This window comes from Pseudomonas sp. ok272, from assembly GCF_900109995.1.
Lineage (GTDB): Bacteria > Pseudomonadota > Gammaproteobacteria > Pseudomonadales > Pseudomonadaceae > Aquipseudomonas.
Genome location: NZ_FOCB01000002.1, coordinates 332,668 through 358,615, shown reverse-complemented (window position 1 = coordinate 358,615; position 25,948 = coordinate 332,668). Strand labels below are relative to the sequence as shown.

The following is a 25,948-nucleotide window of genomic DNA, read 5'->3' as shown; positions in this document are numbered from 1 at the left end:
GAGACGAGCCACTTCATGGGTAACTACAACCTCGATACGATGCCGGTGATCCGAGAGCTGAAGGGCTTCGATGCACGCTCCGGCAATGTCCTTGAACGCCTGATTTTCAACAACCGCCTGCTGGTGGTGCTGACCTGCCTGATCGTGACGGTAGTGCTGAGCTATTTCGCGGCCACTGGGCTGACGCTCAATGCCAGCTTCGAAAAAATGATTCCGCAGAGTCAGCCGTACATCAAAAACTACCTTGAGAATCGCCAGTCGTTACGCGGGCTGGGCAATACGGTTCGGGTGGTGGTGGAAAACACCGACGGCGACATCTACGACCCGAAATACCTGGAGGTGCTCAAACAGGTTAATGACACCTTGTTCCTGACCCCGGGCGTGGATCGGGCCTGGATAAAGTCATTGTGGACGCCTGCCGTGCGCTGGACCGAGGTCACGGAGGAGGGCTTCCGTGGTGGCCCGGTCATGCCGGACTCCTACAACGGCTCGGCCAGTGGGGTCGAGCAACTGCGCTTGAACATCGCCCGTTCCGGCATCATCGGCAGTCTTGTCGGCAATAATTTCAAATCGAGCATGATTGTGGTGCCGCTGCTGGAGAAGGATCCGGTCACGGGCGCAGCAATCGATTATCACCATTTTTCGCGGATGCTTGAAGAGCAGCTACGCAACAAGTTTGAGTTTGCCGGCAGTAGCGCGGTACACCTCGCCGGTGAAGAGGGCAAAGGCCCGATCAAGATCCGCGTGATCGGTTTCGCCAAACTGGTGGGCGATCTGATCGATGGCCTGATGCTGATCATGATGTACTTCGGCGCCGCAGCGCTGATCGCTACTGCCATCATCTTTGGCTTTACCCGTTGCGTGCGCAGCACCGCGCTAGTGATTCTGTGCTCGGTGGTTGCGGTGGTCTGGCAACTGGGCCTGATCACCTTGTTCGGTTATGCACTCGACCCGTTTTCGATTCTGGTGCCGTTTCTGGTATTCGCCATCGGCGTGTCCCACGGTGCGCAGAAAATGAACGGGATCATGCAGGACGTCGGACGCGGTACCCATCAGTTGGTCGCCGCGCGTTACACCTTCCGCCGTCTGTTTCTGGCCGGACTGACCGCATTGCTGGCCGATGCCGTAGGTTTTGCGGTGCTGATGCTGATCGACATTCCGGTGATCCAGGACCTGGCCGTCACCGCCAGCATTGGTGTGGCGGTGCTGATCTTCACCAACCTGGTGTTGCTGCCAGTGCTGCTGTCTTATTGGGGTGTCAGTCCCAAGGCGGCGGCGCGCAGCTTGCGTCAGGAAAGTCAGGAGCTGAAAGGGAAAGGGCTGGGCAATGTGTGGAGCCTGCTTGACCGCTTTACCGAGCGTCGTTGGGCAACAGTGGCGGTGGTGGTGGCCGGGTTGCTGGCGGTAGGTGGCTTCATGGTCAGCACGCATTTGAAGATTGGTGATCTCGATCCGGGCGCACCCGAGCTGCGCGCCGACTCACGTTACAACCGCGACAACGCCTACATCACTGCCAACTATTCGCTGTCCAGCGACCAGTTTGCGGTCATGGTCAAAACCGCCAGCGAAGGATGCCTGAAGTACGAAACCCTGGTGGAAGCCGATCGTCTCGGCTGGCTGCTGCAACAGCAACCGGGTGTGCAGACTACCGTGTCGCTGGTCAACGCTGTGCGCCAGATCACGGCGGGTTCCTATGAAGGCAACCCGAAAATGCTGACCGTCGCGCGCAACCAGAACGTGCTCAACTACGGCGCGCAACAGGCCTCGGTGAACAACCCGGAACTGTTCGACAGTGACTGCTCGATGATGCCGGTGATCGCTTATCTCTCCGACCACAAGGCCGAAACCCTCGATCACGTGGTCAAAGTGGCGGATCAGTTCGCCCGTGAACACAGCAACGACGATCGGCAGTTCATGCTCGCCGCCGGTAGCGCCGGGATCGAAGCGGCGACCAATATCGTCGTGCGCGACGCCAATCGCACCATGTTGTTCTACGTGTATGGCGCGGTGATCGTGCTGTGCTTCATCACCTTCCGCAGCTGGCGGGCGGTGGTGGTGGCGGTCGTGCCGTTGATGCTGACATCGATTCTCTGCGAGGCATTGATGGTCTGGCTGGGCATGGGCGTGAAGGTCGCGACCTTGCCGGTGATTGCCTTGGGTGTCGGTATCGGTGTCGATTACGCGCTGTACCTGCTCAGTGTTCAGTTGGCTCAGCAGCGTGCCGGTCTGTCGTTGACCGAAGCCTACAAAAACTCCGTTGCGTTCACCGGCAAAGTGGTGGCGCTGGTTGGCATCACCCTGGCGGCGGGCGTCATCACCTGGGCCTGGTCGCCGATCAAGTTCCAGGCCGACATGGGCATCCTGCTCACCTTCATGTTCATCTGGAACATGGTCGGCGCCTTGGTGCTGATCCCGGCACTCTCGCATTTCTTGCTCCGTCGTGCTCCTTGAAACGGGAACCCTCATGGCCATCCCCGAGCTCAAAAACAAGAACGTGCTGATCACCGGTGCCGCCTCGGGCATCGGTCGCGCGGCGCTGGCATTTGCTCGCAGCGACGCCCGGAAAATCGGCTATCTGTGAGTCTCTGCCGTTTCTGAAACGTCGACATCAAACAAGAATAAAAGGAACACAAATCCATGCTGGGCTTGATGCAAGATCAACCGCTGTTGATTTCTTCCGTTCTGGAACATGCGCTGAAGGCGCATCCGCACACTGAAATTGCCTCACGCACGGCAGATGGATCGGTGCATCACTGCACTTACGCCGACATCGGCGAACGCGCTAAACAAGTAGCTAATGCGCTGGTTGCGTTGGGCGTGCAACCAGGCGACCGAATCGGCACCCTGGCCTGGAACGGTTACCGGCACATGGAACTGTATTTCGGCGTGTCGGGCATGGGTGCGGTACTGCATACGATCAACCCACGGCTGTTCGCCGAGCAGATCGAATTCATCGCCAACCACGCCGAGGATCAGTACCTGCTTTTCGACCTGTCGTTCGCTGAGTTGGTCGAGCAGATCGCGCCGCACCTGAAGACAATCAAAGCTTTCATCGCTCTGTGTGACCGGGAGCAAATGCCGGCAATCAATGTGCCTGGTTTGATGTGCTACGAAGACCTGATCGCCGAGCACAGCAACGACTTCATCTGGCCTGAGTTCGATGAGCGCACGGCGTCGTCAATGTGCTACACCTCGGGCACCACTGGCAATCCAAAGGGTGTGCTGTATTCGCACCGTTCTTCGATCCTGCATTCGCTGGCGCTGTGTACCTCGGATGGCTTCGGTCTATCGGCGGCGGATTCAGCGTTGTTGGTCGTGCCGATGTTCCACGTCAATGCCTGGGGGATGCCGTATGCCGCCGCAATGTGTGGCGCCAAATTGGTGTTGCCGGGCGCCGCACTTGACGGCGAGAGCCTCTACACGCTGATGCGAGATGAACGGGTGACCCTGGCGCTGGGTGTGCCGACGGTGTGGATGATGCTGCAACAGCATGTTGAGGCGCAGGCTTTGCAACCGGCGACAGAGCTGTGCCTGAACCGGGTGGTGATCGGCGGAGCCGCCGCGCCGCGCAGCCAGGTCGATACGTTTGAAACCCGTTTCAATGCGCGTGTTTTGCATGCCTGGGGGATGACCGAGATGTCCCCGCTGGGCACCATCTGCAATCCGTTGCCCAAACACCGTGATGCTTCGCTGGAAGCAGTGCTCGACTTGCAGGCCAAACAAGGGCGGGCGTTGTTTGGGGTGTCAATGAAGATTGTCGATGAGCAAGGCGCTGAACTACCGCGAGATGGCAAGGCTGGCGGTCTTCTACTGGTCAAGGGACCGTGGATCGCCAGCCAGTATTACGGTGGCGAGGGAGGGCAGATTCTTGATAGCGAAGGCTGGCTCGATACCGGTGACATCGCAACGATCGACACTGACGGCTACATGCAGATCACCGACCGCGCCAAGGACGTTATCAAGTCGGGTGGCGAGTGGATTTCCTCGATTGATCTGGAAAACGCTGCCGTCAGTCATCCGGCCGTCGCCGAAGCAGTGGTGATTGGCATCCCTCATCCCAAATGGCAGGAACGGCCGTTGTTGGTGGTGGTGCTCAAACCAGGTAAAACCGCGAGCAAAGACGATCTGCTGAAGGTACTGCAAAGCCGCGTGGCGAAGTGGTGGCTGCCGGACGATGTGGCGTTCGTCGAAGCGCTGCCGCATACCGCCACCGGCAAATTGCAAAAGATGAAGCTTCGCGAACAGTTTCGCGACTTCAGCTTTCAGAGCTAAAAGGCTATTTATCCAGTGGCACGATCAGCGGGCCGGCGAAGGCCTGCATGATCAACGCCACGGGTTGCTTGTGGCTGACCAGTTGGGCCATGGCGTTCATGTAGGGCGTCAGGTGACGAAAGTATTTCTTGTAGCTCGGACACAGGTAATTCAGACCCGGCTCGCCGTTGGGCGCGTTCATGAAGCGGTTTTTCGGGCATTCGCCATGGCAGGCGAAGCGGTAATCGCACTGCTGGCAATACGTCGGCAGTGTCTCTTCCTTGGCGGCGCCAAAGGCTTGTTGCGCAGCAGAGGCGAGTAGCACGGCAGGATCATCGGTCTTCAAGTTGCCCAGCAAATACTCGGGATACATGTAGTGATCGCAGGAGTAGACGTTGCCGTCGTGCTCCACGATCGCCGCTTTGCCGCAGCGCGGGCTGAACAGGCACACCGAGGCCGGCAGCTGGCACCATGAGGCCAGTGCCCATTCGAAGTTCATGACATGAATCTCCCCGACATCCTGGCGCACCCACTCGTCGAAAATCGTGATGAGAAAATCGCCATAGGCCTCAGGGGCAACCGTTTGTTCCGTCACCATCGCGGGCTCCGGCACCACGTGCAGGCGCAATTCCGGCGGGATAGCGAAATGCAGACCCAGACTGACCTGTGAGGCGCTTGGCACACGTTCCACCACGGGGTTGAACTGAATATGACGAACGCCCTCAGACTTGAGGAATCGATAGATTTCCAAGGGGAATCTGGCGACATCGCGCGCCACCGTAACCAACACATTGAAGTCGACGCCATGCTGCTTGAGCAGTTCGAGACCGTGTATCACGTCATCGAAACTGGAGTGTCCGCGCTTGTCGGGGCGATAGAGGTCGTGGACGAATCGCGGGCCATCGAGGCTGATCCCCACCATGAAGCGTTCACGGGCGAGGAATGCGCACCAGTCGTCACTGAGTAACGTGCCATTGGTCTGCAACGTGTTGCGAATGACTTTGTTCCCCGCGAACTGGCGTTGATACAGGACCGCGCGTTGGAAAAAATCCAACCCCAGCAACGTCGGTTCGCCGCCTTGCCAGGTAAATTCGACCTCAGGCGTGGGCTGGGCCTCGATGTAGCGCTGCACATACAGACGCAGCACCTCGTCGGTCATGCTGAAGCGTTGCCGAGGAGGGTAAAGCTGTTCTTTTTCGAGATAGAAACAGTAACTGCAATCGAGGTTGCAGATCGGCCCGACGGGTTTGGCCATCAGATGCAAGCCCTGGGGCGGGGTTTCGTGGGTAGGCATGGGGGCAGGGTCCGGGAGTCGTCAGACTGCCGCCCGGTTATCTGGGCGGCATTGAGGGTCAAGGCAAATACGTCACGTGTACATCCTTGACCTTGCCATTGAGTGCGAAGGGCGCACGCTCGAAATAGTCCAGGGTGACGGGGGAACCGAGGTCTTGAGCGACGTCGAAGGTTTCGCTGGCGGTGAACGTCAGTGCCGGAGTGAACGGTGTCACCCCTTTGGCGGCTTCCTGTCCGTCAAGTCGCAGGCTCAGATTGGCCGGCGCTCCGGGCTTGGCTGACGACAGGGTCGTCAGCACTTCGATACTGACTTTGCCTGCGGGTACTCGTTTGGCCGAACGCAGTTTGACTCGAGAGATAGCCAGCGCGTTGTACTCGTAGTTCAGGAAACCGTCATCCATGTACAGGCTGACCCCGCCACCGATACCGCCCAAGGCATACAACACGCCGGTGGCGTTAGCCGGAACGTCGGCGTCGACGACAACTTTGCTGTTCTGATTGCGCAGGTTCGGGGCCGCAAACTCCGGAAAGCGCTGGACACGATCACTGAAATGCCATTCGCGTTGGCTGCTGGAGATTCGTGCAGTCGGATCGAGGAAGGGGTAGAGACCGGCGCCAATCGGATAGACATGGTTAGCCTTGGCCTGCACGTCAAACTCGGCCTTCAGCTCTGCAAGCTTTTGCGGGTTGCTCGCGGCGACATCCTTGGCCTGGGAGTAGTCGTCTTGCAGGTTGTAGAGCGACCATTGATCGTTCACCGGATTCCAGCCCATGAACTGCGCGAAGCCTTGCACCCAGGGTTTGCGCGGGCCAAAAACCGAGGCCATCCAGCCATCCTTGTAGACGCCGCGACTGCCGAAGACTTCGAAGTATTGCGCCGGTTTTTTCGACTTCACCTGAGCGTCGTTGAAGGTGTAGCGCAGGCTGACGCCATCCATTGGGTCCTGAGCGATACCGTTGACCTCTATGGGTGGCGTGATCGACAGCACGTCGTAGACCGTCGGGGCAATGTCGTTGACATGGTGGAATTGTGCGCGAACTCTGGCGTCGGCCTTGATCTGTTTCGGCCAGGAAACGGCCAGCGGCGTGCGCGTCCCGCCGAAGTAGCCGGCGACCAGTTTAGTGCCTACGAATGGCCCTGAACCTGCCCAGGCCCACGCGGCGTTGTACATGCTTTCAAGTTTAGGACCGCCGAGCGCGGACAAGCCGCCATACATCTCGTCGAGGACTTTCAACTGCTGCTCTTTGGGAACTGGAATCCCGTTTTGGGCCAGCAACTCATTAATCGTGCCTTCCATCCCCTCGGAAGAAGCGCCGTTGTCGCTGAAGACATAAAAGATCAGCGTGTTGTCGCGCTTACCTTCACGCTCCAGTTCGTCGAGGATCTTGCCGGCCTGCGTGTCGGCATGTTCCAGGAAGCCGGCATACACCTCCATCAACCGTGCCTGATACTGTTTCTGTTCGGAAGACAAGCTGTCCCAGGCTGGGAGTTCCGCCGGGCGCGGCGTGAGGACGGCGTCATGCGGGATAAAGCCCAGCGCTTTCTGGCGAGCAAACGTCTGCTCACGATAGGCGTCCCAACCACCGTCGAACTTGCCTTTGTATTTATCGGCCCATTGCGCATTCACTTGGTGCGGGCCATGCACGGCACCCGGTGTCCAATACATGAAAAATGGTTTTGCCGGCGCGTAGGTCTGATGGTCTTGCAGCCAGTTTACGGCCTGATTGGCGAGATCTTCGCTGAGGTGATATTTCGGATCTCGCGCCGGTTCGATTGGCGTTGTGTTGCGGTACAGACGCGGTTCGTACTGGGAGGTTTCGCCGGCCAGGAAACCGTAGAAATATTCAAAACCGTAGGCCGTCGGCCATGTATCGAAAGGACCGGCCGCCGTGGTGTCCAGAGGGGGGGTGTTATGCCATTTGCCGAACGCGGCGGTGCTGTAGCCATATTGCTTGAGCACCTCGGCCATGGTCGCCGAGCTTTTGGGGATCTTGCCGGTGTAGCCTTCCCAATCGGTGGCCAGCTCTGCGATGACGCCGTTGCCAACTCGGTGATGGTTGCGTCCGGTGAGCAATGCGGCGCGAGTAGCAGAGCTGATGGCAGCGGTATGAAAAGCGTTGTAGCGCACACCGCTGTCGGCGACTCGACTCAGGGTCGGCGTATGGACTGCGCCGCCGACGGTATCTGACTGCGCGAAGCCGGCGTCATCGAGCATGATCACCAGAATATTGGGGGCCTCGGCAGGAAGATGAGATTGCTGCTGACGTTTCTGGTGTTTCGATTCTTGCAGCGTCGGTTTGGCGTCACTGGCCGAAGGCGTCGGCGGGAAGGGCAGCGAGTCTTGTGCGGATGCGACCGAGCTGGCCAACAGTGCGCAGAGTTTCAGGGTGAAACGTCCGGCGGGTTGCAGCTTCTGGGACATGGGTGTCTCCGTTTTTTATTCATTGCAACGGCGCAGCCGCCCGGTCGAACACCGGACGGCCGAGAGATTGGAGCGCGGGTCAGACCGCAAAGCTGGTGATGTCTTTGGGCTCGATATCATTGGCTTGGCAGAACGCCAGGTAACGATCCACGCTGGATTTCCAATTCTCGATGGCCACGACGTTGTTGTTATCGTCGTAATACAGCAGGTCGCCCTGGGTGATATTCAAGGTGATCAGTTCATCGCCATATTCACTCAGCACGATCGGCGTATGGCTGGAACCTGCGGTTTCGAACACCACGCCGCCCGGTTTTGAGATCCAGTCGTGCTCCAGGTATTTCCAGCCACCCTTGATGGTGTAAACGATGACCGTGCCGGAGTGATGGTGCTTGGGCAGAGAAGACCCGGCCGGGGCCTTGAGCAGGGTGATGGTTTCCCCGCGAACCGGGTCGCATTTGATGTATTTGATGAAAATTTCATCGCTGTAAGGTGCGAACGGAACCCACGGCAGGTCCTCGTCGTTGATGGAGGAGGTGTCGATGTTTTCATAAAACATGCTTGTTGTTCTCTGTTGGACGGTGAAAGGATATACACGGTGCGTCAAGAGCATCGTGAACAGACCGTGCTCACACCGCCCCCCTCTTGAGGAGGGGGATCCATCCAATGGCGTTGAATCGCGGCATGCGCAGGGCCGTGCAAATAACGCCAAAACAACAACATCTACGGTTTGCGGCCACCGCCGGCCTTTGGCTAATCAAAGCGTACGTCAGGGCCTCTGCGAAACCCTGACGCCCCGGTTCAGCGGCGCCACGCCTGGGCCGTCCGCTGCAACCGGTCGTCAGATGCTCAATTGATTTTAACGATCGCGGGTGGACTCCACGTGCCTTTGCCAGGCGGCAGGACGGAAGGGTTTTCCGTCTTCGGCCAATACAGGCGCATCACCATGTAGATCAGATCATTCGGTGCGGGCAGCCAGTTGCTTTCCTTGTCCGCGCCGGGCGAGTCCTTCTGGACGTAGAGCGTCAGCGAGCCGTCTGCGTTCTTCTTCATGTCGGGTAGCATCGGCGAGTTGATGAGGTAGCGATTGATCGGGTTTTTAATCAGCAGTTGCGACTTGCCGTCGTACATGGTAACCGACCAGAAGGCATTGACCGGCGGAAGCTGTCCGGCAGGAAAGGTGATGGTGTAGTTGTGCTTGCTGCCGTCAAGCGGCGTACCATCGGACAGGACCTTGGCCATCGGATACGTGGCCTCTTCGGCGTCGTTGGCGTAGATGCCCGCTTGTGCGATCGCGGCACGCTTTAGCCAATCACCCTTGTAGAACGCAGCATCACCGCCGGAACTCACAATGTTCCAGCCATTGACCTGCGTCCCGAGATGATTGACCGCGTCCTGGACCTTCGCATGCCCAGCCTGCATGCCCTCAACCACTGCGGCCTTTTGCTCGGCGGACAGATCCTGGAAGTTGAAGTCCTTGCCGGCGCCAATGCCCATACGGGCCAGCTTCGCGCGGATCGCCACTTCATCCGGTGTGGTCGGGGCAAACTGCAAGGCAAAGCCCAGGTACTTGAAGAAGTCGCTCTTCGCCATGGCCTTGTCGAACTTCGGAAAGTTGATCGCCGGCGCGTCAGGCGGCGCGGGCTGCTTGAGATAAGCCGATAGCGGCTGGGTCGCATAACCGGACTGGATCTTTTCGACGTTTGGCATGTCCGCCGGATTGAAGAGCTGGGTGCGAAAGATCACGAAGAGGAGTTGTGTATTGGAACGAAACACCTCCTTGATCCCTGGCGGGGTCACGCCCTTCCAGTCTGGGCCGACCAGCAGGTAATCGCCGGCTTCGCTGCCGGTGGTACGACTGCCGATGTAACCGAAGTTGTTGGTGTTGTTGTCGATGAGCTGCACCGAGTAGTACCGCGGTTTCTCCACCGTCGGTACCGATAGCACGATCGGCTCGCTACGCAGGTCCATAAACATCAAGGAATACGGCGTGTCGCTGTTCGGCGAGACAATGGCCGTGTCCTTGTAGCTAAAGACTTTGTGCATGTTGTAAATGTGGTTGAACGGCGCCTTGTACTGGCTGGAGCTTTTGTCCACGGCATAGTCGTACATGGTCGCGTAGTTCATCACGATGGGCAGACCGTAGACGTAGCCTTCCTCGGCGATGGCTTTCGTTTCGGCGGGAGTGATGTCCGCTGCCTGGGCGTGCGTAAATCCAAAGGACGCGAGCAATACCATCGCACAGCCAAATGTTCTCGGGAGTGTGGTTATCATGAACTTGAGACTCCATTTTTCGTATTGGATGAGTGAGTCGGACAGTCAACTGCCGGTCCGGTGATATTCTAGTTTCACTTAGGAAAAAGTAGGGTGTACGCGACTCGAAACCCCCAGCCGTGTGCACCCTCTTCAGGACTGTCCGCCCAATATCGCGGTCCCACCTGAAGGCTCATGGGCTGCTTGCCGACTTTGAACAATTGCGTCACGAACAAGTTGATCGGCACATTCCACTCCCTGGCTTCCCAGTCGTAAGTGGATTCGGTATTAATTCCAAAACTGGTGTAGGACGTTGTCGTATAAACCAGGAAGGGTTGTAGATACGTCTGGTTGACCTTCTCCTTGTCATCGGCTGGGTCGTTGTCCAGTGACCAGATATGGTTCGCCAGAATACCGGTCGTCCAACCGTTGGCTTGTTTCAATGCCACCGCTGTCGGTCCAATTCCCCATTGTTCGCTACTCAGAAGCTCATCACTGCCGGTCGGTAACAACAACGCGGGGCCTGCGCCCCAGATCCAGCCGTCGTCGGTGGGCTTTTTGGGCGAGAAAAAGAAGCTTTGCGAGGTGTCACCCACTCCGCTTTTATCGGCGATACCCCTTGGTGCCAACCCGTGCTGATCAATGATCGGGAGGATCGTGCGAGAAATCAGATTCCAATCTTCATTAAGGGTGAAGGGTAATACCGGCTGGATATTGGTTACGCTCTGGATTCCATTACCGGAGGGACCCATTTTCTGATTCCAGTTGTATTGAATGGGTAAGCTGTACAGTGCCGCGACTGGATTTAATGACTGCTTAGCCAGTTCCGCCTGATCGTCAGCCTGGCTGGAAACGGAAATACCTAAAAACAAAGGTGATAGCACGAGTCGTTCAATGTACTTGTTCATGTCGAGTTCCGTTTACAGTCAGCCTTAACTGCCTTGCGGCACAACGCGGGCATCATTGCCGGAGCCTTGGATATACACCTTCGAGCCCTTAGCCAGGGACGGATTGATCGGTTGGGTCACCGATACGAGCACGCCACTGCTGACCCGCACGATGATCTGTTGCGCCTCGACCGGTTGGTCATACTTTTTCTTCTCGGCGTAGTTACCGCCAGCAGCACCGGCGAGCGCGCCGGCAACCATGGCGACGTCACGCCCGGTGCCACCCCCGATCAAGCTACCAAGCGCCAGACCGCCAAGGCCACCGAGTACGGCACCGACACCACTGTCGTGGTTGGTCTGCATCTGTGTCAGCGATATCTGCTCGATCTTCCCTGAGCGAATGTCGATTTCACCAGCGCCGCCATCGGTTGACCCGACGGCGGAACAGGCACTTATCAGCACCGTCATCAACATGACTGACAGCCAGGACAGGATTACTTTCATTGCGGTGCGTCTCGTTATTGGTAGTGTATTGAACCAGCGTCTGTTGGCAGTTCAATCAAGGTTTAACTGCGAATGAACGCCCAGAGATCGACATTCAACTTGTCGATCGCCGCTTTGAAGTCCTGGGCGGTTATCTTCTGACTTTCGTTTTCCAGCGATGTACCAAATACCTTGCGTACTACCTTGGCGACCGTCTGGTTGGTTCTTGCATCGATAATCTCGGCCTCGATGAACAAAGTGCTGTCCTGATCACGGTGGCCGGTGGCGGCCTGTGTTGCTCCGACCACGGCGGCGATCGGCACCACTTCGTACCATTTCATCCCTTCGTTTTCGGCATTCACCCCGGTGATCGCCGCACGCATCAGCAGGGTTTTGGAACCCACCGGCGCGGCGCTGGTGTTGGAAACCACACGGTATTTCTGACCCAGAGTGCCTTTGACCTCACTGGTCATGTGGTTCTGGATCGCGGTCAGCGTTTGCTGGTTGACCCGCTCATCGGGCTTGGGCGCGGGATAGAGCTCCAGCTTGTTGAACACTACCGTGTCATAGGCATTCGAGTTCCACGACGGACTGACCCAACGCATTGTTGTGCCGCCGCTTGCCGTTTTGACTTCCTGCAAGTTGTTGTAGTTGGACAGATAGCCCGAGTATTGCTCGGCTTCAGTAACTTTCGATACGCAGCCGGTCAATAACAAGCTGCTCAATGCGGCACCCGTTATCCATTTGTGCGAGAAGTTCATGTAACGGTACTCCTTGAGGGATGTGTTCCTGAATGTCGTTTATTCAAGGTCAGACCCTGTGGCCTCAGCCCTTTCGGAGTAGGGCCCATTGGATCTCAGCCTGAGCAATCAAACGACTGCTTGCCAACTGCAAGCAGTCGCAAGTGTCGCGTTACTTCGATGCCACCACTGCCGGCGGCTGCCAGCTCCCCGCGCCAGCAGGAAGAATCGAAGGCGGCGTGGCCTTCGGCCAATAGAGGCGCATCACTAGATAGGCCGTGTCGTCAGGCGCGGGCAACCAGTTGGACTCCTTGGTCTTGCCTGGCGAATCCTTCTGGATATACAGCGTCAGTGAACCGTCCACGTTCTTTTTCATGGCCGACAGCATCGGCGAATTGATCAGGTAGCGGTTGATCGGATTCTTGATCAGCAACTGGCTCTTGCCGTCGTACATGGTCACCGACCAGAAGGCATTGACGGGAGGCAGTTTTCCGGCAGGGAAGGTCAGCGTGTAGTTGTGCTTGCCGGTATTCAACGTCTGGCCATTGCCATCGGTACGCGTAATGGGGTACATCGCCTCGGCGGCGTCATTGCCGTACAGACCCGCCTTCGCGGCGCCAGCCCGCATCAGCCAGTCGCCTTTGTAGAACGCCTGGTCGCCGAAGAACGCGCCGACGCTCCAGCCGTTGATATTCTTCATGCCGGTCGAGAGGAACTTGTCGACCTTCTCGTCGCCGGCCTTCATCCCGAGCAGGACCACGGCCTTGTGCTCGAGCGAGAGGTCCTTGAATTCGAAGCTGCGACCGGGGCCTACGCCGATGCTGGCCAGCTTCGCACGGATCGCCTTGTCCTCAGCCGATGGCGGCACATACTGCAGCGCCGCCGACAGGTACTCGAAAAAGTTGGCCTTGATGCCCTCCGTGGTGGCTGGCACGAAAGCGATCTTCGGCGCAGCGGGCGGCGCGGGTTGATGGAGGAAAGCGGACAGCGGCTGAACCTTGTAACCCGCCTGCACCTTCTCGACATTCGGCATGTCGGCCGGATTGAACAGCTGGGTGCGGATCAGCGTCAGTGCGAAAGGGGTTGTGGAGCTGAACACCTTGTCGATGCCTGGAGGTGTCGCACCCTTCCAGTCGGGGCCTGCAATCAGATAGCTCCCGGGTGCGCTGGCCGTGGCCCGACTGCCGATGTAGCCGTAGTTATAAGTGTTGCCGTCGATCAGTTGCACCGAGTAGTAGCGTTTTTTGGAGACGGCCGGCACGGTGATCACCAACGGCTCGGCGCGCAGGTCGGTCCAGAGAAAGGAGTACGGCGTGTCGCTGTTGGGGGTAATGATGGCCGTGTCAGCGGGCGTCGCGACCTTATGATCGTGGTGCAGTTGGTTGAAGGGGGCCTTGAACTGGCTGGACTTGGAGTCCACCGCGAATTCGTTCATTACGGCGTAGTTCATGACCAGCGGCAAGCCGTAGATAAAGCCTTCCTCGGCGATCGCCTTGGTTTGCTCCAGGCTCGGCACGGGAACGCCCTTGGTCACATCCGCCTTGTCGGCCTGTGTGATCGGATCGAGCTTGCTCGTGCACCCGGTGAAAAGCGTTGAACCTACGACGACCGCCGCAGCCAATGTCCAGCCACTGTGAGACTTCCTGTTCATTTTCACCTCGTTAATTTGGTACAAACCGGCGTCGTGAGCGTTCATGCCCACGGTTAGATACCAGGCATGACACCTGAAACGCTCTTGAATTTTTCTCAGTAACGCCAAGTCATGTTGGCAGTCAGGGCTTGAATCCAGGCGTTGTCGAACTCACCTGATACACGACTGCCTGACAGCGTTTTTTGCTGATCGACTGACATGTCCCCCATCCACACCGTGACCCAACTGAAATTCACGTCTGTCTCTTTATTCAGCGAATAAGTAAAGCCTGTGGCGAAGCGCCAGGCGGCGCCCATGGGCACGGTGAGCGTACGATTTCCGTCGGACACGGCGGACGTGTCATAGGCGACACCGAAGTCCCAGATCCAGTCCTGGTTCATCTGGTACTGAGCGCCAAGCGCCAATTGATACGTGTCTTTGTAATGCGCATCGATCGAGGTAGACCGGGAACCGGTTCTGGAAGTGTCTACGTCAATGCCGATGTCACCGAATTTCGACCAGTCCTGCCAATTGACCGAGGCCAGGACAGCCCATTGCGTATCCAGTTGCTGATACAGGCTGAGGGTCGCCGTTTGCGGTACTTTCAGGTCGATCTTGGTGTTGACGCTGTTGAGGCGACTCACCAGCGGAGCATTGCTCTCCACATCCAGGCGATCTTCGAAGTCGAGGTCAACCTGACTGGTGTAGGCCAAGCCAATCCGGGTACCTGGCTTTGGTGCATAAATGACGCCTGCGTTGGCGCCATAACCCCATGTGCTGTCTCGGTATTTGTATTGGCCGTCGCCCCGTTGTGTCAGTCCGAGCGGCGCCTGATCGATGGCGGCTTCGCTTTTCAACGTCCCGTACATGGCTTTCAAACCGACGCCGACGGACCACTGATCGTTGAAGCGATAGGCGACACTGGGTACCAGTGACAGTCCCGCTATGCTCGCGTTCTGCACGAAATAACGGCCCGACCAGTCGTTGTCGTAGTTTTCAGCGAGACCGAAATCGCCATAGGAGCCGAAACCGACGGACCACCGGTCATCCAGTTGATGGCTGATGAAGAAACTGCCGCCCGGTATGGGATCAAGCGCGTTACCGCTGCCAGTGCCCGGCGCATTGGTTTCGCTGTCCCGATCGAACGATAAGTCACCAAAAAGAACCTGAGCGCCAGCGGAGATCTGTGTTCCGCTGAGGTAGCTCAAGCCGGCGGGGTTGCTGGCTATGGTCGAAGGACCCTGTGCCCGGGCCGCTGCACCAGCATTGGCCAGTCCGACGTTGTCGGTGGCGATTTCGTACAACATCAGGCCACCGGCAACACTGCGACCACTGGTAAAGAGTGTCAGCGCACCAAGAACAGTAATCGACAACACACTTTTATTTAATGGCATGAAATCCCTCTCTATCAGATCACTCAATCGATATAGCTGAGATCGCCCCAAGGCTTGGGCACCGTTTTTTTACTCGTGCGGCTTTCTTGAGTATCTGCGCGGGACTCCAACCGCAGGTGCAACTAGTCGCCAGCCTCATGAACAGCACAAAAAACCGAAGATCAGCTTTGCAGCCAGCCTGTTGTTACGTTCACTTTACGGCAATCATCAGAAAGGCATCTTGCATTTTCGGACACCGATGCGCGGTATCTCGGGTGTGTGGAAACAGTTGGATCAATCCTCAATGGAGGCGAGCTCCAGTCCATCTCTCCAATGCTGGGGTGACGTATTTGTCCACGTTTTGAACGCGCGGGAGAAAGCGTTTGGGTCCTGGTATTGAAGGGTCTGAGAGATTGTGGATATCGGCAAATCCGTATCTTTCAAGAGCTGCCGCGCGAAGTTGCTTCTGGAGTCGGTGATCAGTTCTTTCAGGTGAGAACCCTCCGCATCCAGTCGGCGTCGCAGCGTTCTTTCATTCAATGAGAATTGGCTGGCGATGTGCTTGGAATTCGCCTGGCCTTTCAATAATAGAGCGTATGTCTGGCTCTTTATTTTTTCTGACATCGTCAAGTGTGACGTGGCGGTCGAAATAGCAAGTTTAAGCAGATGATGTAAGCGTGGGTTCGCCGTACATTGAATTTGCCGAAGTTGCTGATTGTTTATTACAAGTCCGGAGATGCTTGCATTGAACTGAATGTTACAGCGAAATCTTCTGACGTACGGGGTGATGTCTGAAGGCTTGCGATATGAAAATTGCACGCGAACGGGCGTCCAGTTAGCGCCTAATAATGCCCGCAGCATTTGGAAGCCAACCGTGACGGCAGCGTCAACAAGTAACGATTGATTGGGCAGGTCGTGGCGATAAATAACATACCCCAACAAACTGTGTTGGCCCGCCAATGGAAGAAGGAGTGGGGTTGCGCCACGATCATAGAGGCATGCATGCCCGACAAGGTCGTTCAATGCGTCGCCTGGTGAAGTCGCCAGACGCATGAGTTGACCCACTGGCCCCAAGTTATCCAGCATAAAGCGCTCGCCGATCAGCAGGCCAATATGGGGGCACTGAGTGTGTTCGAATGCCGTATTGAACAGACGAGCAACGTCCATGTAGGCGAGGTGACTGTCTTCATGTGTAAACTGCTCCAAGCTGATACCCGCGCTTTTGAACACGCTTCGCGAGGAACCCCCTATCGCATCAACTACTTCCGGAAACCAACGGAATGGGCTAGTACTAATTTCTCCAGGCCTGCCCGTTCTTAAAGACGATTTTTTTATGGGCATATTAGCTCGCTATCATTCCTGAAACTGGCGCATTGGCCACGCTGGCGAACATCTGACACATGACGAGCAAAAGAGTGTAGCGCCCATGAGTCCGCGTCTGGCACCTCACGACCGTTCTGCAACGCCCCTCAGTCCTTGGGCCGAATGATCGAATACACGAGTCGTGCACATTAACTGCATCCAAAAATACATACTATTGAATACATTGGTTTTAGCACGGATGCGCTTTTTTTCAAATGGCCCATAGAGACTATGCTCCACCCTAATAGCTGCTTCCATAGATCAAGGAAGCTAGGTTAGAGGGCATCTTACTGGTGTTTTCGTTCCGATATACTCAGGATAAACAGGTCTTTACTAGCGACGTGCCATTGCCGTGTTGCTGCCAGGCAAGGCGCCGCGACGAGTCATAGCAGGGCTATGGCGAGGAGTGGCAACGCAGCATGGCGGCGACAGGTGCCGTCAAAAGGGAACAGCTTATTTCCGAGACAGGACACTAGGCACCTTTTGTAGGCGCTGAAGTTGTTTGGTGGTGGATTGTATGTGGTCGGCAGGACGCCGGAGAGGGGTAGATCTGTGCGCAAAACCACCGCTGTAAGCGAAACAAATGTCTTTAGAGTCTCGTCGAGAAGCTCTTGAGCCCCTTGACCAATAAAGGGGCAGGGGAGTGTGTCTGCCAAGACGGCTCGCATTTCTTGTCGTACGTTGTCATGCATCATCGCACCCAGACCATCGAACTGGGGAGGGGCACCGCTGCGTGCTGCTGAAACGATGATGACTCTGGCCTGGAGATCAACATCACGAACCCGACGCCTTGGATATTTCAGAAGCTAGCGGGGTAATGCGTGCGAGCCGTTATTCATTGAGAAGTCCCCTCACATGCGAACTGCTGAACAAACGACAATAACAATCGGTCGCATCATTTTCGCTGATTGGGGAACTCAAAACGGCCCTTCAATTGGATCAACCCGCTGCTGCTGAATCAGCAACGCTCGCTCCCACACGAGTACAGCAGGATCAGACGCGGAACTGGTCCATCAAACTCTGCTGCTGATTCGCCAGGCTATTGAGTGACTGACTCACCCGGGCCGACTCATTGGCCTGTTCCGACAGCGACTCGGTCACATCCCGAATGGTTGCCACGTTGGTGTTGATCTCCTCGGCCACTGCGCTTTGCTCTTCGGCGGCGCTGGCGATCTGCAGGTTCATGTCGGTGATGATCGTCACTGCGTCGCCGATCTGGCGTAGCGCTGTGACTGCCTGACCGACCTGTTCGACACTGCCCTGTGCCTGGCGATGGCTGTTGTTCATCGAACCCACCACCTCCTGAGTGCCGCTCTGCAACTGTTCGATCACCAGGCGGGTTTCTTCGACAGACTCTTGAGTACGGCGCGCCAGGTTGCGCACCTCATCGGCCACCACGGCAAAACCGCGTCCGGCTTCACCGGCGCGGGCCGCTTCGATCGCGGCGTTGAGTGCCAACAGGTTGGTCTGATCGGCGATGGCGCGAATCACTTCCAGTACCGAACCGATTTTTTCGCTGTTGGCCGCCAGGCCTTCGACTTGAAGCATCGCAGTGCTCATGTCGGCGGCGAGGTTGCCAATGCTGGTGGTGGTGCGGTCGATCACGGTCAGGCCCTGATGGGTCGCCTGATCCGCGTCCCGTGCGGCCTGTGCCGCTTGTGCTGCGCTGCGGGCGACGTCCTGAGCGGTGGCGCTCATTTCGTGGGAGGCGGTCGCGACCTGATCCACCTGACGGTATTGCTGCTCCATGCCGGCGCTGGTCTGGGTGGCAATGGCGGAGGATTGGTCCGCGGTACTGCGGGCGTCCTGCACCGAGCGTTTGACCTCGGCGATGATCGGTTGCAGCTTGTCGAGGAAACGGTTGAACCCGCCGGCCAACCGGCCCAGTTCATCCTGTTTGTCGTAGGCCAGGCGCCGGGTCAGGTCGCCTTCGCCGCTGGCGATGTCTTCGAGCATGTGCGCCACGCCGAGGATCGGCTTGGTCACGCTACGGGCCATCAGCCACACCAGCAAAAGGCCGATCAATGCGGCCAGGGCGCCCAAGCCCAGTTCGATCAGGGTGCCAGCGGTATTGCTGTCATCCAGTTGCTTTTTCAGCGCTTCGGCCGGGCCGACCAAAACCTCCTTCGGCACGTCGAGCAGCACACCCCAGGATTTGCCACCCGGGATCGGCTGGAACGGCGCCAGAACCTTGAGCTGCTCATCACTGTGCAGGCTGGTGGTCGTGCTGATGGCGGCGAGCATCCGCGTCAGCTCGGCGCCGCTGCGCTTGTCCACTGCTTCCAGGCGCTGGCTGAGTTTGCTGGCATCCGGGCTGTAGCCAGCGAGCAAACCGGCCGGAGTGACAATGCTGACATTGGTCTGGCCGTCATAGAGCTTTTTGCTCGCGCCTTGGCTGATCGATTGCAGGCTGTTGAGGTTGATGTCCACCGACAGTGACGCGATGAGTTTGCCATTGAGCACCAACGGGAAAACGATGCTGGTCATCAGCACGTTTTGGCCGTCGATCACATAGATATACGGCTCGATCACGCAGGGCTTGAGGCGGGTGCGCGGGCAGGTGAACCATGCATTGTTCGGTTCGCCGCTGGGGCCGGTGCTGGTGTCGGCAATGTCTTTTTCGGGCAGCGCGATGGAGGTCACCTTGCCGGGTGTCGGTTGCGACCAGTACAGGGCGAAGCGACCCTTGTCGTTACTGCCCAGCTCCGCGTGGCCTTTGAACAGTTCGTCGTTGCCGTCCAAGGCATTGGGTTCAAATACCAGGGCCAGGCCGAGCAGCTCCGGATTGGTTTGCAGGGCTGATTTGACCTGGCGAGTCAGGTCTTCACGCAAGTCCGAGGCGTCGAGCGAGCTCTTTTCGGCCTGCTCGTGCAAGAACAGCACCTGACGCGAAAAGCCGTGGCCATATTGATAGGCGTCCATGAATTGCTGGCGAATGTTCAGCGCCTGGTTCTCACCTTGGGATTCGATGCGCGCCTGGGCGGCTTCATTGAGCATCTCCATACTCGAGGCCTTCACCAGTTCGGAACTGTTGTCCATGCGATACAACGAGAGACCTACCAGCAGGATCTCGATACCTGCCAGGCACAAACCGGCCAGCAGAGTGATTTTCCATTGAATGGAAAGTTGTCTGAGTGACATGGAAACGTCCTTTTACGAAGAATATTTTAGACTTTTCATGACGCCGGCGAAGCAACGGCTTTCTTGGCCGTTGAGCAGCAGGCGACCGACACTTCAGTGTCAGCAATGGTTTCAAGGCGACGAACGTCGCTGGCGCGAGCACAACGTTGAAATGATGAAGTCGAATCCTGTTGTATCGACGCATCAGGAGCTTGCTGATATTGCTTTGGACTTCTTGGGCGGCTCCTGGCGCAATAAACGACTCGCACACCAAGCCTGGTATGAGGTCAGTCTTGGTCTGGCTGGCCTCACCAGGCCTCCTTAGCTGCTGTGCATTCACAAAGGCGCAGGAGAAACGTTTGTCCGTGGGCTATTAGTGTTTGAACATTACATGCCGCACAACGGTGTAGTCCTCCAACCCATACATCGACATGTCCTTCCCGTAACCGGATAGTTTCTGACCGCCGTGGGGCATTTCACTGACCAGCATGAAGTGCGTGTTCACCCACGTGCAGCCGTACTGCAAGCGAGCAGACATCCGATGGGCGCGACCGACATCGGCAGTCCAGACCGACGACGCCAGGCCGTAGTCCGAATCGTTGGCCCAGCCCAGTACCTGCGCTTCATCGCTGAACTTGGTCACCGAGACCACCGGACCGAACACCTCGCGACGGACAATCTCGTCGTCCTGCTGCGCATCCGCCAACACGGTCGGCTCGAAGAAGAAACCATTGCCTTCCACGGTTTTGCCGCCGGTGATCAAGCGGATGTGCGGTTGCGCCACGGCGCGTTCGACGAACCCGGCCACGCGGTCGCGATGTTGTGCAGTGATCAGCGGGCCCAACTCGGTGGACGGATCATCCTGTAAGCCGTATTTGATGCTGCTGACCGCCGCACCGAGCTTCTCGACGAATTTTTCGTAGATGCCGGCCTGCGCGTAGATACGGCACGCAGCGGTGCAATCCTGGCCGGCGTTGTAGAAGCCGAAGGTGCGAATGCCTTCAACTGCAGCGTCGATGTCGGCGTCGTCAAAGATGATCACCGGAGCCTTGCCGCCCAGTTCCATGTGCATGCGTTTGACGCTGTCGGCGGTGCTGGAAATGATGTTCGAGCCGGTGGCGATCGAGCCTGTCAGCGACACCATGCGCACTTTCGGGTGCGTGACCAATGGGCTACCGACGGTAGGACCACGACCGAACACCAGGTTGAGGACGCCGGCCGGGAAAATATCCGACGCCAGTTGCGCCAAGCGCAGGGCGGTCAGCGGGGTTTGTTCCGACGGCTTGAGCACCACGGTATTACCGGCGGCCAGGGCTGGGGCAATTTTCCAGGCGACCATCATCAGCGGGTAGTTCCACGGCGCAATGGACGCGATCACGCCCACCGGGTCGCGGCGGATCATCGAGGTGTGGCCCGGCAAGTATTCACCACCCGCCGAACCGCTCATGCAACGGCTGGCGCCGGCGAAGAAGCGAAACACGTCGGCAATCGCCGGAATCTCGTCGTTCAACGCGGCGCTGTACGGTTTTCCGCAGTTGTCCGACTCCAGTTTGGCCAGCTCTTCGCCATGGGCTTCGATGGCGTCGGCGAGTTTGAGCAGCAGCAACGAGCGCTCTTTCGGCGGGGTCTGCGACCAGCTGTCGAAGGCGGCATCGGCGGCACGCACGGCGGCATCGACCTGGGCTTCGCTGGCTTCATTGATCTCCACCAACACGCGACCGAGTGCCGGGTTGAACACCGGTTGGGCGGGGCCTTCGCCGTCGATCAGTTGGCCGTTGATCAGCAGTTTGATTTGCATAACTGTTCCTCAATTTTTTATAGGCCGGGGAAGTGAGACTTCCCCGGCCCTTTGTTAGCGCTGTTGTACCGACACCCCGGAAATATCAGCGGACTTCGCAAGCGGTTTGGAGAATTTCCAGGCATCGCCTGCAGGGGCGGTGCCTTTGTCGTAAGGCTTGCCGAGCAGCATGTAAATCAGGCCTGCGCCCATCACTACCAAAGTGGTCAGGATCATCGCGTAGTTGATGTACCACGGTGCGTCCGGGGAGCGCGGCCAGACCATGTTGACGATGGCGCATACGCCATACAGCAGCGCTGCCAAGTTCACCCAAAGGCCCCAGGCACCGAGCGTGAATTGGCCATTTGGGCGCCAGCCCTTGGCGCGAGCGATCAATGCCGCGACGACGATCAACTGGAACGCAACGTAGATACCAATTGCCGCGAAGCCGACGATGGTCGCCACGGCATCGGCCATGAACATGCCCAGGCAGACAATCGCTGCGGGCACCACTCCGCTGATTAACAATGCGAACGACGGCACGTGGTTGCCCGAAAGTCGTTTGAGTAGCGAGCTGCCGACGATCATTTCGTCACGGGCATAAGCGAACAGCAGGCGGCTGGCTGCCGCTTGCAAGCTCAGTACGCAGGAGATGAACGACACCATTACCACTGCCATCACCAGCCGCGAACCTACCGGGCCGAAGGCGTTAGCCAGGATGGTAGCGACTGGATCGGTGTCTTCACCGGCCAAGACCTTGGCCATGTCCGGTACCGAAAGAATCAGCGCCAGGCAGGCGAACATCGCGGCGGCGCCGCCGATGTAGATCGTCATGCGCATGGCTTTGGGGATGCGCTGACCCGGGTTCGGGGTTTCTTCGGCGACATCGCCACAGGCCTCGAAGCCGTAGTACTGGAACAAACCCGCCAGCGACGCCGCGAGGAACGCCGGCAAATACGAGCCATTGACCTCAAGGTTGAAGGTATTGAAGAGCACACTGAACGGCTGGTGACGCTCGAAAATCAACAGGTAACCGCCGACCAGAATCGCCCCGACGAGTTCGCAGAGAAAGCCGAACATCGCCACCCGCGCCAACAGTTTGGTGCCCACCAGATTGAGTGCGGTCGAGAGCAGGATGATGGTCAATGCAATGTAGGTGTTGGCCTCGGGACCGGGGGCGAAACCGAGCAAGATCGCCAGGTACGGCCCGGCACCCACGGCGACGCCGGCGATGGTTGCGCACAACGCCCATGCGTACACCCAGCCGACCATCCACGCCCAGCGCTTGCCTACCAAACGGCGGGCCCAAGGATAGACACCGCCGGAAATCGGGAACTGCGAAACGATTTCACCGAAGATCAGGCACACCAGCAGTTGGCCGGCGCCGATCAGCAGGTAGGACCAGAACATCGGCGGGCCACCTGCGGCCAAGCACAGACCGAACAGAGTGTAGACACCGACGACCGGTGATAGGTAAGTGAAGCCCAGGGAGAAGTTTTCCCACAGGCTCATGCTGCGATTGAAATCTGAACTGTAGCCGAGGGCGCGGAGTTGTTCCGCATCCTGATCGGCGACGCTTGCACGCGCGTTGGATAAGCCACTCATTTTATTTCCTCATTATCAATGGCAGTTGATTTCAGTACTGGCGGGTTGTCCCGCTTATTTGAGTTTCTTGTTGTAGTGAATGTCAGGCTCACGCCTGTTTGTTGGTCTCGCTGTCGCGGCCGTCGTCGTACTTGGAGAGCCATTCGACGGCGGCATCGCGGTAGCGGCTGAAACCCTTGTAATCGACCAGTTGCTGGTTCAAATCTCGCAGCACTCGATGCATGCGTCGGGCCCACGCCGGGTTGGTGGCGATGTCTTCGAGGCTGAGCAGGTAAGTGCGAATCGGAAAAACGATGGCGTTACTGCGCGGCAGGCGATGCAGCGGCTGCAGCTCGATACGCAGGTAGACCAGCTTGCCTGCGTTTTCCGCGGTCACGATGGTGCGGTCCGGTGCCCATTCCGGCAGACTTTCGGCCGAGACTTCGAGGCGTGGATTGACGGTCAGCGACCAGTTCAAACGACGCACCGGGTGGCCCGTGCGCAGGCGCAGCAGAAACTTCAATGCGCGGTCGAGCATGCCGATTTCCTTCACCAATGGCACCGGCCCATGGAATTCTTCCCAGCTCATGCCGAGGTTGAAACGCAGGGAATAATCGGCGCGCTGGGTTGCGATCCCGGCGCCCCAATACAACGTGCCATCGCGTTCCTCTTGCAGTACCCAGTCGCCTTGGGCCTGACGGGTCACGTATTCCATTGGCTCGTAGGGCAGGGTGGCTGGATCGCCGAAGGTAAAATGGTCGTCGATGTTCAGCAGACGGTTGGTCCAATGCCACTGCCGACCTTCACGCGCCAGGCTGAAGTACTGTGGGTAGTCACGGGCGTAGGACTCCATGATCAGTTCAAGCAAATCCCATTGCGCCTCCATCATGTGCGGCGCCGAGACGTAATGCATACCCGGATCTTTCTCCAGGGTGATCGCGCGGTCCCGGCACTCGCTGATGTAGTGCTCATCAATATCGAAAGCGGCGCGAAACGCACCGTCGCCGACCGAGACATGCGGCTCGAGGTTCATCGAGTACATGTAGTCGTCGTCAGGGAACGGGAAGGGGGCTCGGGCGATGGTTTCCGGGCTGTTGGCGAAGGTGTAGTCATCGCGGTAGGTTTCGTCGGGATTAAATTTGATATTCATTGTTATGTCTCCGTCGATCACAGGTCGATGACCAGGCGATTGCACTTGGCGCGGGATACGCAGGGCATGATTTTCTTGCGGCTGGTTTTATCTTCGTCGGACAGCCAGTCATCGGTGTGCAGCAGCTCGCCGTCGAGTTCCAATACCTCGGTTTCGCAGTGGCCACAGGCGCCGCCACGGCACAGGTAGGGCATGGTGTAGCCAGCGGCTTCTACCGCTTCGAGCATGGTCTGGTCGGGGGAGACCTCGATGGTGGCGCCGCTGCGGCCGAGGGTGAAACTGAAGGCTTCGCCGCCGCTGCTTTGTTCAAGGAAACGTTCGAAGTGGACGTGGCTGTCGGTCCAGCCAAGGTCGCGGGCACAGCTCAGGGTGGCGTCGATCATGCTGTCTGGACCGCACGCGTAAACATGGCTGCCCAGTGGACGGTCGGCGAGGATTCGCCCAATCTCCATGCGCGATTCGATGCCCTTGCGGTACAGGTGAACCTGTTCGCCGTAGGTGCCCTGCAACTCTTTGCCGAGCTGGGCGTGCGCTTCGCCGCGCACCGCGTAATGCAGCTCGAACGGCACCTTGCTCAGGCGCAACTCTTCCAGTTGGGAAATGATCGGCGTGATGCCGACCCCACCGGCGATGAACAGGTGCAGGCGCGCCTGTTTGATCAGCGGGAAGAGGTTGGCCGGTGGCGTGACCTCGATGAGATCGCCCTTACTGACGTTGTCGTGTAGCAAGATTGAACCGCCGCGACCGCTTTCTACTCGGCGCACGGCAATCTGATAACTGCTGGTGTCGTACGGTGAGCTCAGCAGCGAGTAAGGATTGCGCAGTGTGTTGTTTTGAGTGCCTATCAGCACCACGACATGGCTACCACCGGAGAAGGCGGGCAGATGTGCGCCGGTTGGCGACACCAAGGTGAAGCGTTTGATTTCCGGGGTTACCGATTCGATTCGGGCCACGCGCAGGTTCAACGTCCCTTTGTTCTGGCTCATGTGTCGAGCTCCTCGGCTTCAGGCAATTCACCCGGGACTTCGGCATCGGCTTTGACTGCCTGGAAGGCTGCCAGTCGCCGGGAATAGTGATCGCGAACCACCAGCGTCACGCCGCAGCCAGGGCAGTCATAGACGCGCTGAGTGACGTTTTCGGTGTAGGTGTCGCAGTGCACGCACCAGACGCGGCGGACTAGGGTGCCGGAGTGCTCGCGCAGGACCTCATCGCGATTGAGGTCAAAGCGGGTGGCCACTTGCATGGCGCTGCCCAGGAAGCTTTCGGACCCGGCGAGGTACAACCGGGTGCCCATCCGCGCATCAAAAAGCAGGTTATTCAGATCGTCGATCAATGCTTGGTTACTGGCATACACCTTCAATTGATGACTTGGGTGCTGCTGCAACTCGGCCAGGAAGTCCTGACCGGAGAAAGATTCCTGCGAGTACAGCAGTGTGATCGGCCGATCCTGTCCGACCATATCGCCCAACAAGCGCAACATGGCGCGGCCGCCACTGCCTTGCCCGGCAATGATGTGCCGGGTACCTCCCGGCAGCGGTTGCAACTGGTCGTAAACCGGTCGACTTTTGATCCCGGTGATCAACATTTTTATTATTCCTCCTGACTACCGGCTCGGCTGATGGAAG

General features: G+C 57.9%; 18 protein-coding genes and 3 pseudogenes. 3 read left to right on the top strand and 18 right to left on the bottom strand.

The features are described from left to right. Window positions 1-15: 15 nt before the first annotated feature. Window positions 16-2,451 carry an efflux RND transporter permease subunit gene (locus BMW74_RS04435; RefSeq protein ID WP_093414193.1) on the top strand — a complete coding sequence of 812 codons (2,436 nt, stop codon included), beginning with the start codon at window positions 16-18 and terminating at the stop codon, window positions 2,449-2,451. A gap of 186 nt (window positions 2,452-2,637) precedes the next feature. Then, complete coding sequence (locus BMW74_RS04430) at window positions 2,638-4,272, top strand: 3-(methylthio)propionyl-CoA ligase (RefSeq protein WP_093414190.1); 1,635 nt, start codon at window positions 2,638-2,640, stop codon at window positions 4,270-4,272. A gap of 4 nt (window positions 4,273-4,276) precedes the next feature. On the opposite strand, the gene BMW74_RS04425 is transcribed toward BMW74_RS04430, so the two are convergent. The 13 genes and pseudogenes from BMW74_RS04425 to BMW74_RS25660 form a co-directional block, all read right to left on the bottom strand. Further along, on the bottom strand, window positions 4,277-5,545 hold the full coding sequence (locus BMW74_RS04425; RefSeq protein WP_093414187.1) for an anaerobic sulfatase maturase: 1,269 nt from the start codon (window positions 5,543-5,545) through the stop codon (window positions 4,277-4,279). A gap of 58 nt (window positions 5,546-5,603) precedes the next feature. Next, the gene (locus BMW74_RS04420; RefSeq protein ID WP_093414184.1) at window positions 5,604-7,967 is read right to left on the bottom strand and encodes an arylsulfatase; all 2,364 of its coding nucleotides are present in this window, start codon (window positions 7,965-7,967) and stop codon (window positions 5,604-5,606) included. A gap of 79 nt (window positions 7,968-8,046) precedes the next feature. Then, window positions 8,047-8,523 carry a 2,4'-dihydroxyacetophenone dioxygenase family protein gene (locus BMW74_RS04415; protein WP_093414181.1) on the bottom strand — a complete coding sequence of 159 codons (477 nt, stop codon included), beginning with the start codon at window positions 8,521-8,523 and terminating at the stop codon, window positions 8,047-8,049. 290 nt (window positions 8,524-8,813) lie between these two features. Continuing rightward, the gene (locus BMW74_RS04410) at window positions 8,814-10,202 is read right to left on the bottom strand and encodes a DUF1254 domain-containing protein (protein ID WP_371911739.1); all 1,389 of its coding nucleotides are present in this window, start codon (window positions 10,200-10,202) and stop codon (window positions 8,814-8,816) included. A gap of 110 nt (window positions 10,203-10,312) precedes the next feature. Next, entirely contained in the window at window positions 10,313-11,125 is an 813-nt protein-coding gene (locus BMW74_RS04405; RefSeq protein WP_175479147.1) for a transporter, read from the bottom strand. Between the two features lie 24 nt (window positions 11,126-11,149). Next, on the bottom strand, window positions 11,150-11,608 hold the full coding sequence (locus tag BMW74_RS04400) for a glycine zipper 2TM domain-containing protein (RefSeq protein ID WP_093414177.1): 459 nt from the start codon (window positions 11,606-11,608) through the stop codon (window positions 11,150-11,152). A gap of 62 nt (window positions 11,609-11,670) precedes the next feature. Next, the gene (locus BMW74_RS04395; RefSeq protein WP_093414174.1) at window positions 11,671-12,348 is read right to left on the bottom strand and encodes a DUF3313 domain-containing protein; all 678 of its coding nucleotides are present in this window, start codon (window positions 12,346-12,348) and stop codon (window positions 11,671-11,673) included. A gap of 151 nt (window positions 12,349-12,499) precedes the next feature. Further along, window positions 12,500-13,978 carry a DUF1254 domain-containing protein gene (locus BMW74_RS04390; protein ID WP_093414833.1) on the bottom strand — a complete coding sequence of 493 codons (1,479 nt, stop codon included), beginning with the start codon at window positions 13,976-13,978 and terminating at the stop codon, window positions 12,500-12,502. Between the two features lie 95 nt (window positions 13,979-14,073). Continuing rightward, a complete protein-coding gene (locus tag BMW74_RS04385; RefSeq protein ID WP_093414172.1) occupies window positions 14,074-15,351 on the bottom strand; it encodes an OmpP1/FadL family transporter in 1,278 nt (425 codons plus the stop codon). Between the two features lie 273 nt (window positions 15,352-15,624). Next, window positions 15,625-16,671, bottom strand: coding sequence for an AraC family transcriptional regulator (locus BMW74_RS04380; protein ID WP_093414170.1), 1,047 nt, complete (start codon window positions 16,669-16,671; stop codon window positions 15,625-15,627). Between the two features lie 602 nt (window positions 16,672-17,273). Further along, window positions 17,274-17,483: pseudogene (locus BMW74_RS25395) on the bottom strand (hypothetical protein); the annotation flags it as partial. A 202-nt stretch (window positions 17,484-17,685) separates the two neighbouring features. Continuing rightward, a pseudogene (locus BMW74_RS25665) lies at window positions 17,686-18,195 on the bottom strand (methyl-accepting chemotaxis protein); the annotation flags it as partial. 348 nt (window positions 18,196-18,543) lie between these two features. Next, window positions 18,544-19,614 (bottom strand): annotated as a pseudogene (locus tag BMW74_RS25660) (HAMP domain-containing protein); the annotation flags it as partial. Window positions 19,615-19,831: 217 nt separating this feature from the next. On the opposite strand from BMW74_RS25660, the gene BMW74_RS04365 reads away from it, so the two are divergent. Continuing rightward, entirely contained in the window at window positions 19,832-20,137 is a 306-nt protein-coding gene (locus BMW74_RS04365) for a hypothetical protein (RefSeq protein WP_093414166.1), read from the top strand. Window positions 20,138-20,185: 48 nt separating this feature from the next. Here BMW74_RS04365 and BMW74_RS04360 read toward each other — a convergent pair whose 3' ends face one another. From BMW74_RS04360 to BMW74_RS04340, 5 genes are all read right to left on the bottom strand, one after another. Further along, window positions 20,186-21,610 carry a gamma-aminobutyraldehyde dehydrogenase gene (locus tag BMW74_RS04360; protein ID WP_093414164.1) on the bottom strand — a complete coding sequence of 475 codons (1,425 nt, stop codon included), beginning with the start codon at window positions 21,608-21,610 and terminating at the stop codon, window positions 20,186-20,188. A gap of 54 nt (window positions 21,611-21,664) precedes the next feature. After that, complete coding sequence (locus BMW74_RS04355; RefSeq protein WP_093414162.1) at window positions 21,665-23,194, bottom strand: APC family permease; 1,530 nt, start codon at window positions 23,192-23,194, stop codon at window positions 21,665-21,667. A gap of 88 nt (window positions 23,195-23,282) precedes the next feature. After that, on the bottom strand, window positions 23,283-24,323 hold the full coding sequence (locus tag BMW74_RS04350; RefSeq protein ID WP_093414160.1) for a heme-dependent oxidative N-demethylase family protein: 1,041 nt from the start codon (window positions 24,321-24,323) through the stop codon (window positions 23,283-23,285). 17 nt (window positions 24,324-24,340) lie between these two features. Next, a complete protein-coding gene (locus tag BMW74_RS04345; protein WP_093414158.1) occupies window positions 24,341-25,309 on the bottom strand; it encodes a PDR/VanB family oxidoreductase in 969 nt (322 codons plus the stop codon). After that, complete coding sequence (locus tag BMW74_RS04340; RefSeq protein WP_093414156.1) at window positions 25,306-25,908, bottom strand: dimethylamine monooxygenase subunit DmmA family protein; 603 nt, start codon at window positions 25,906-25,908, stop codon at window positions 25,306-25,308. The genes BMW74_RS04345 and BMW74_RS04340 overlap by 4 nt, the downstream gene beginning before the upstream one ends. Window positions 25,909-25,948: the final 40 nt, after the last annotated feature.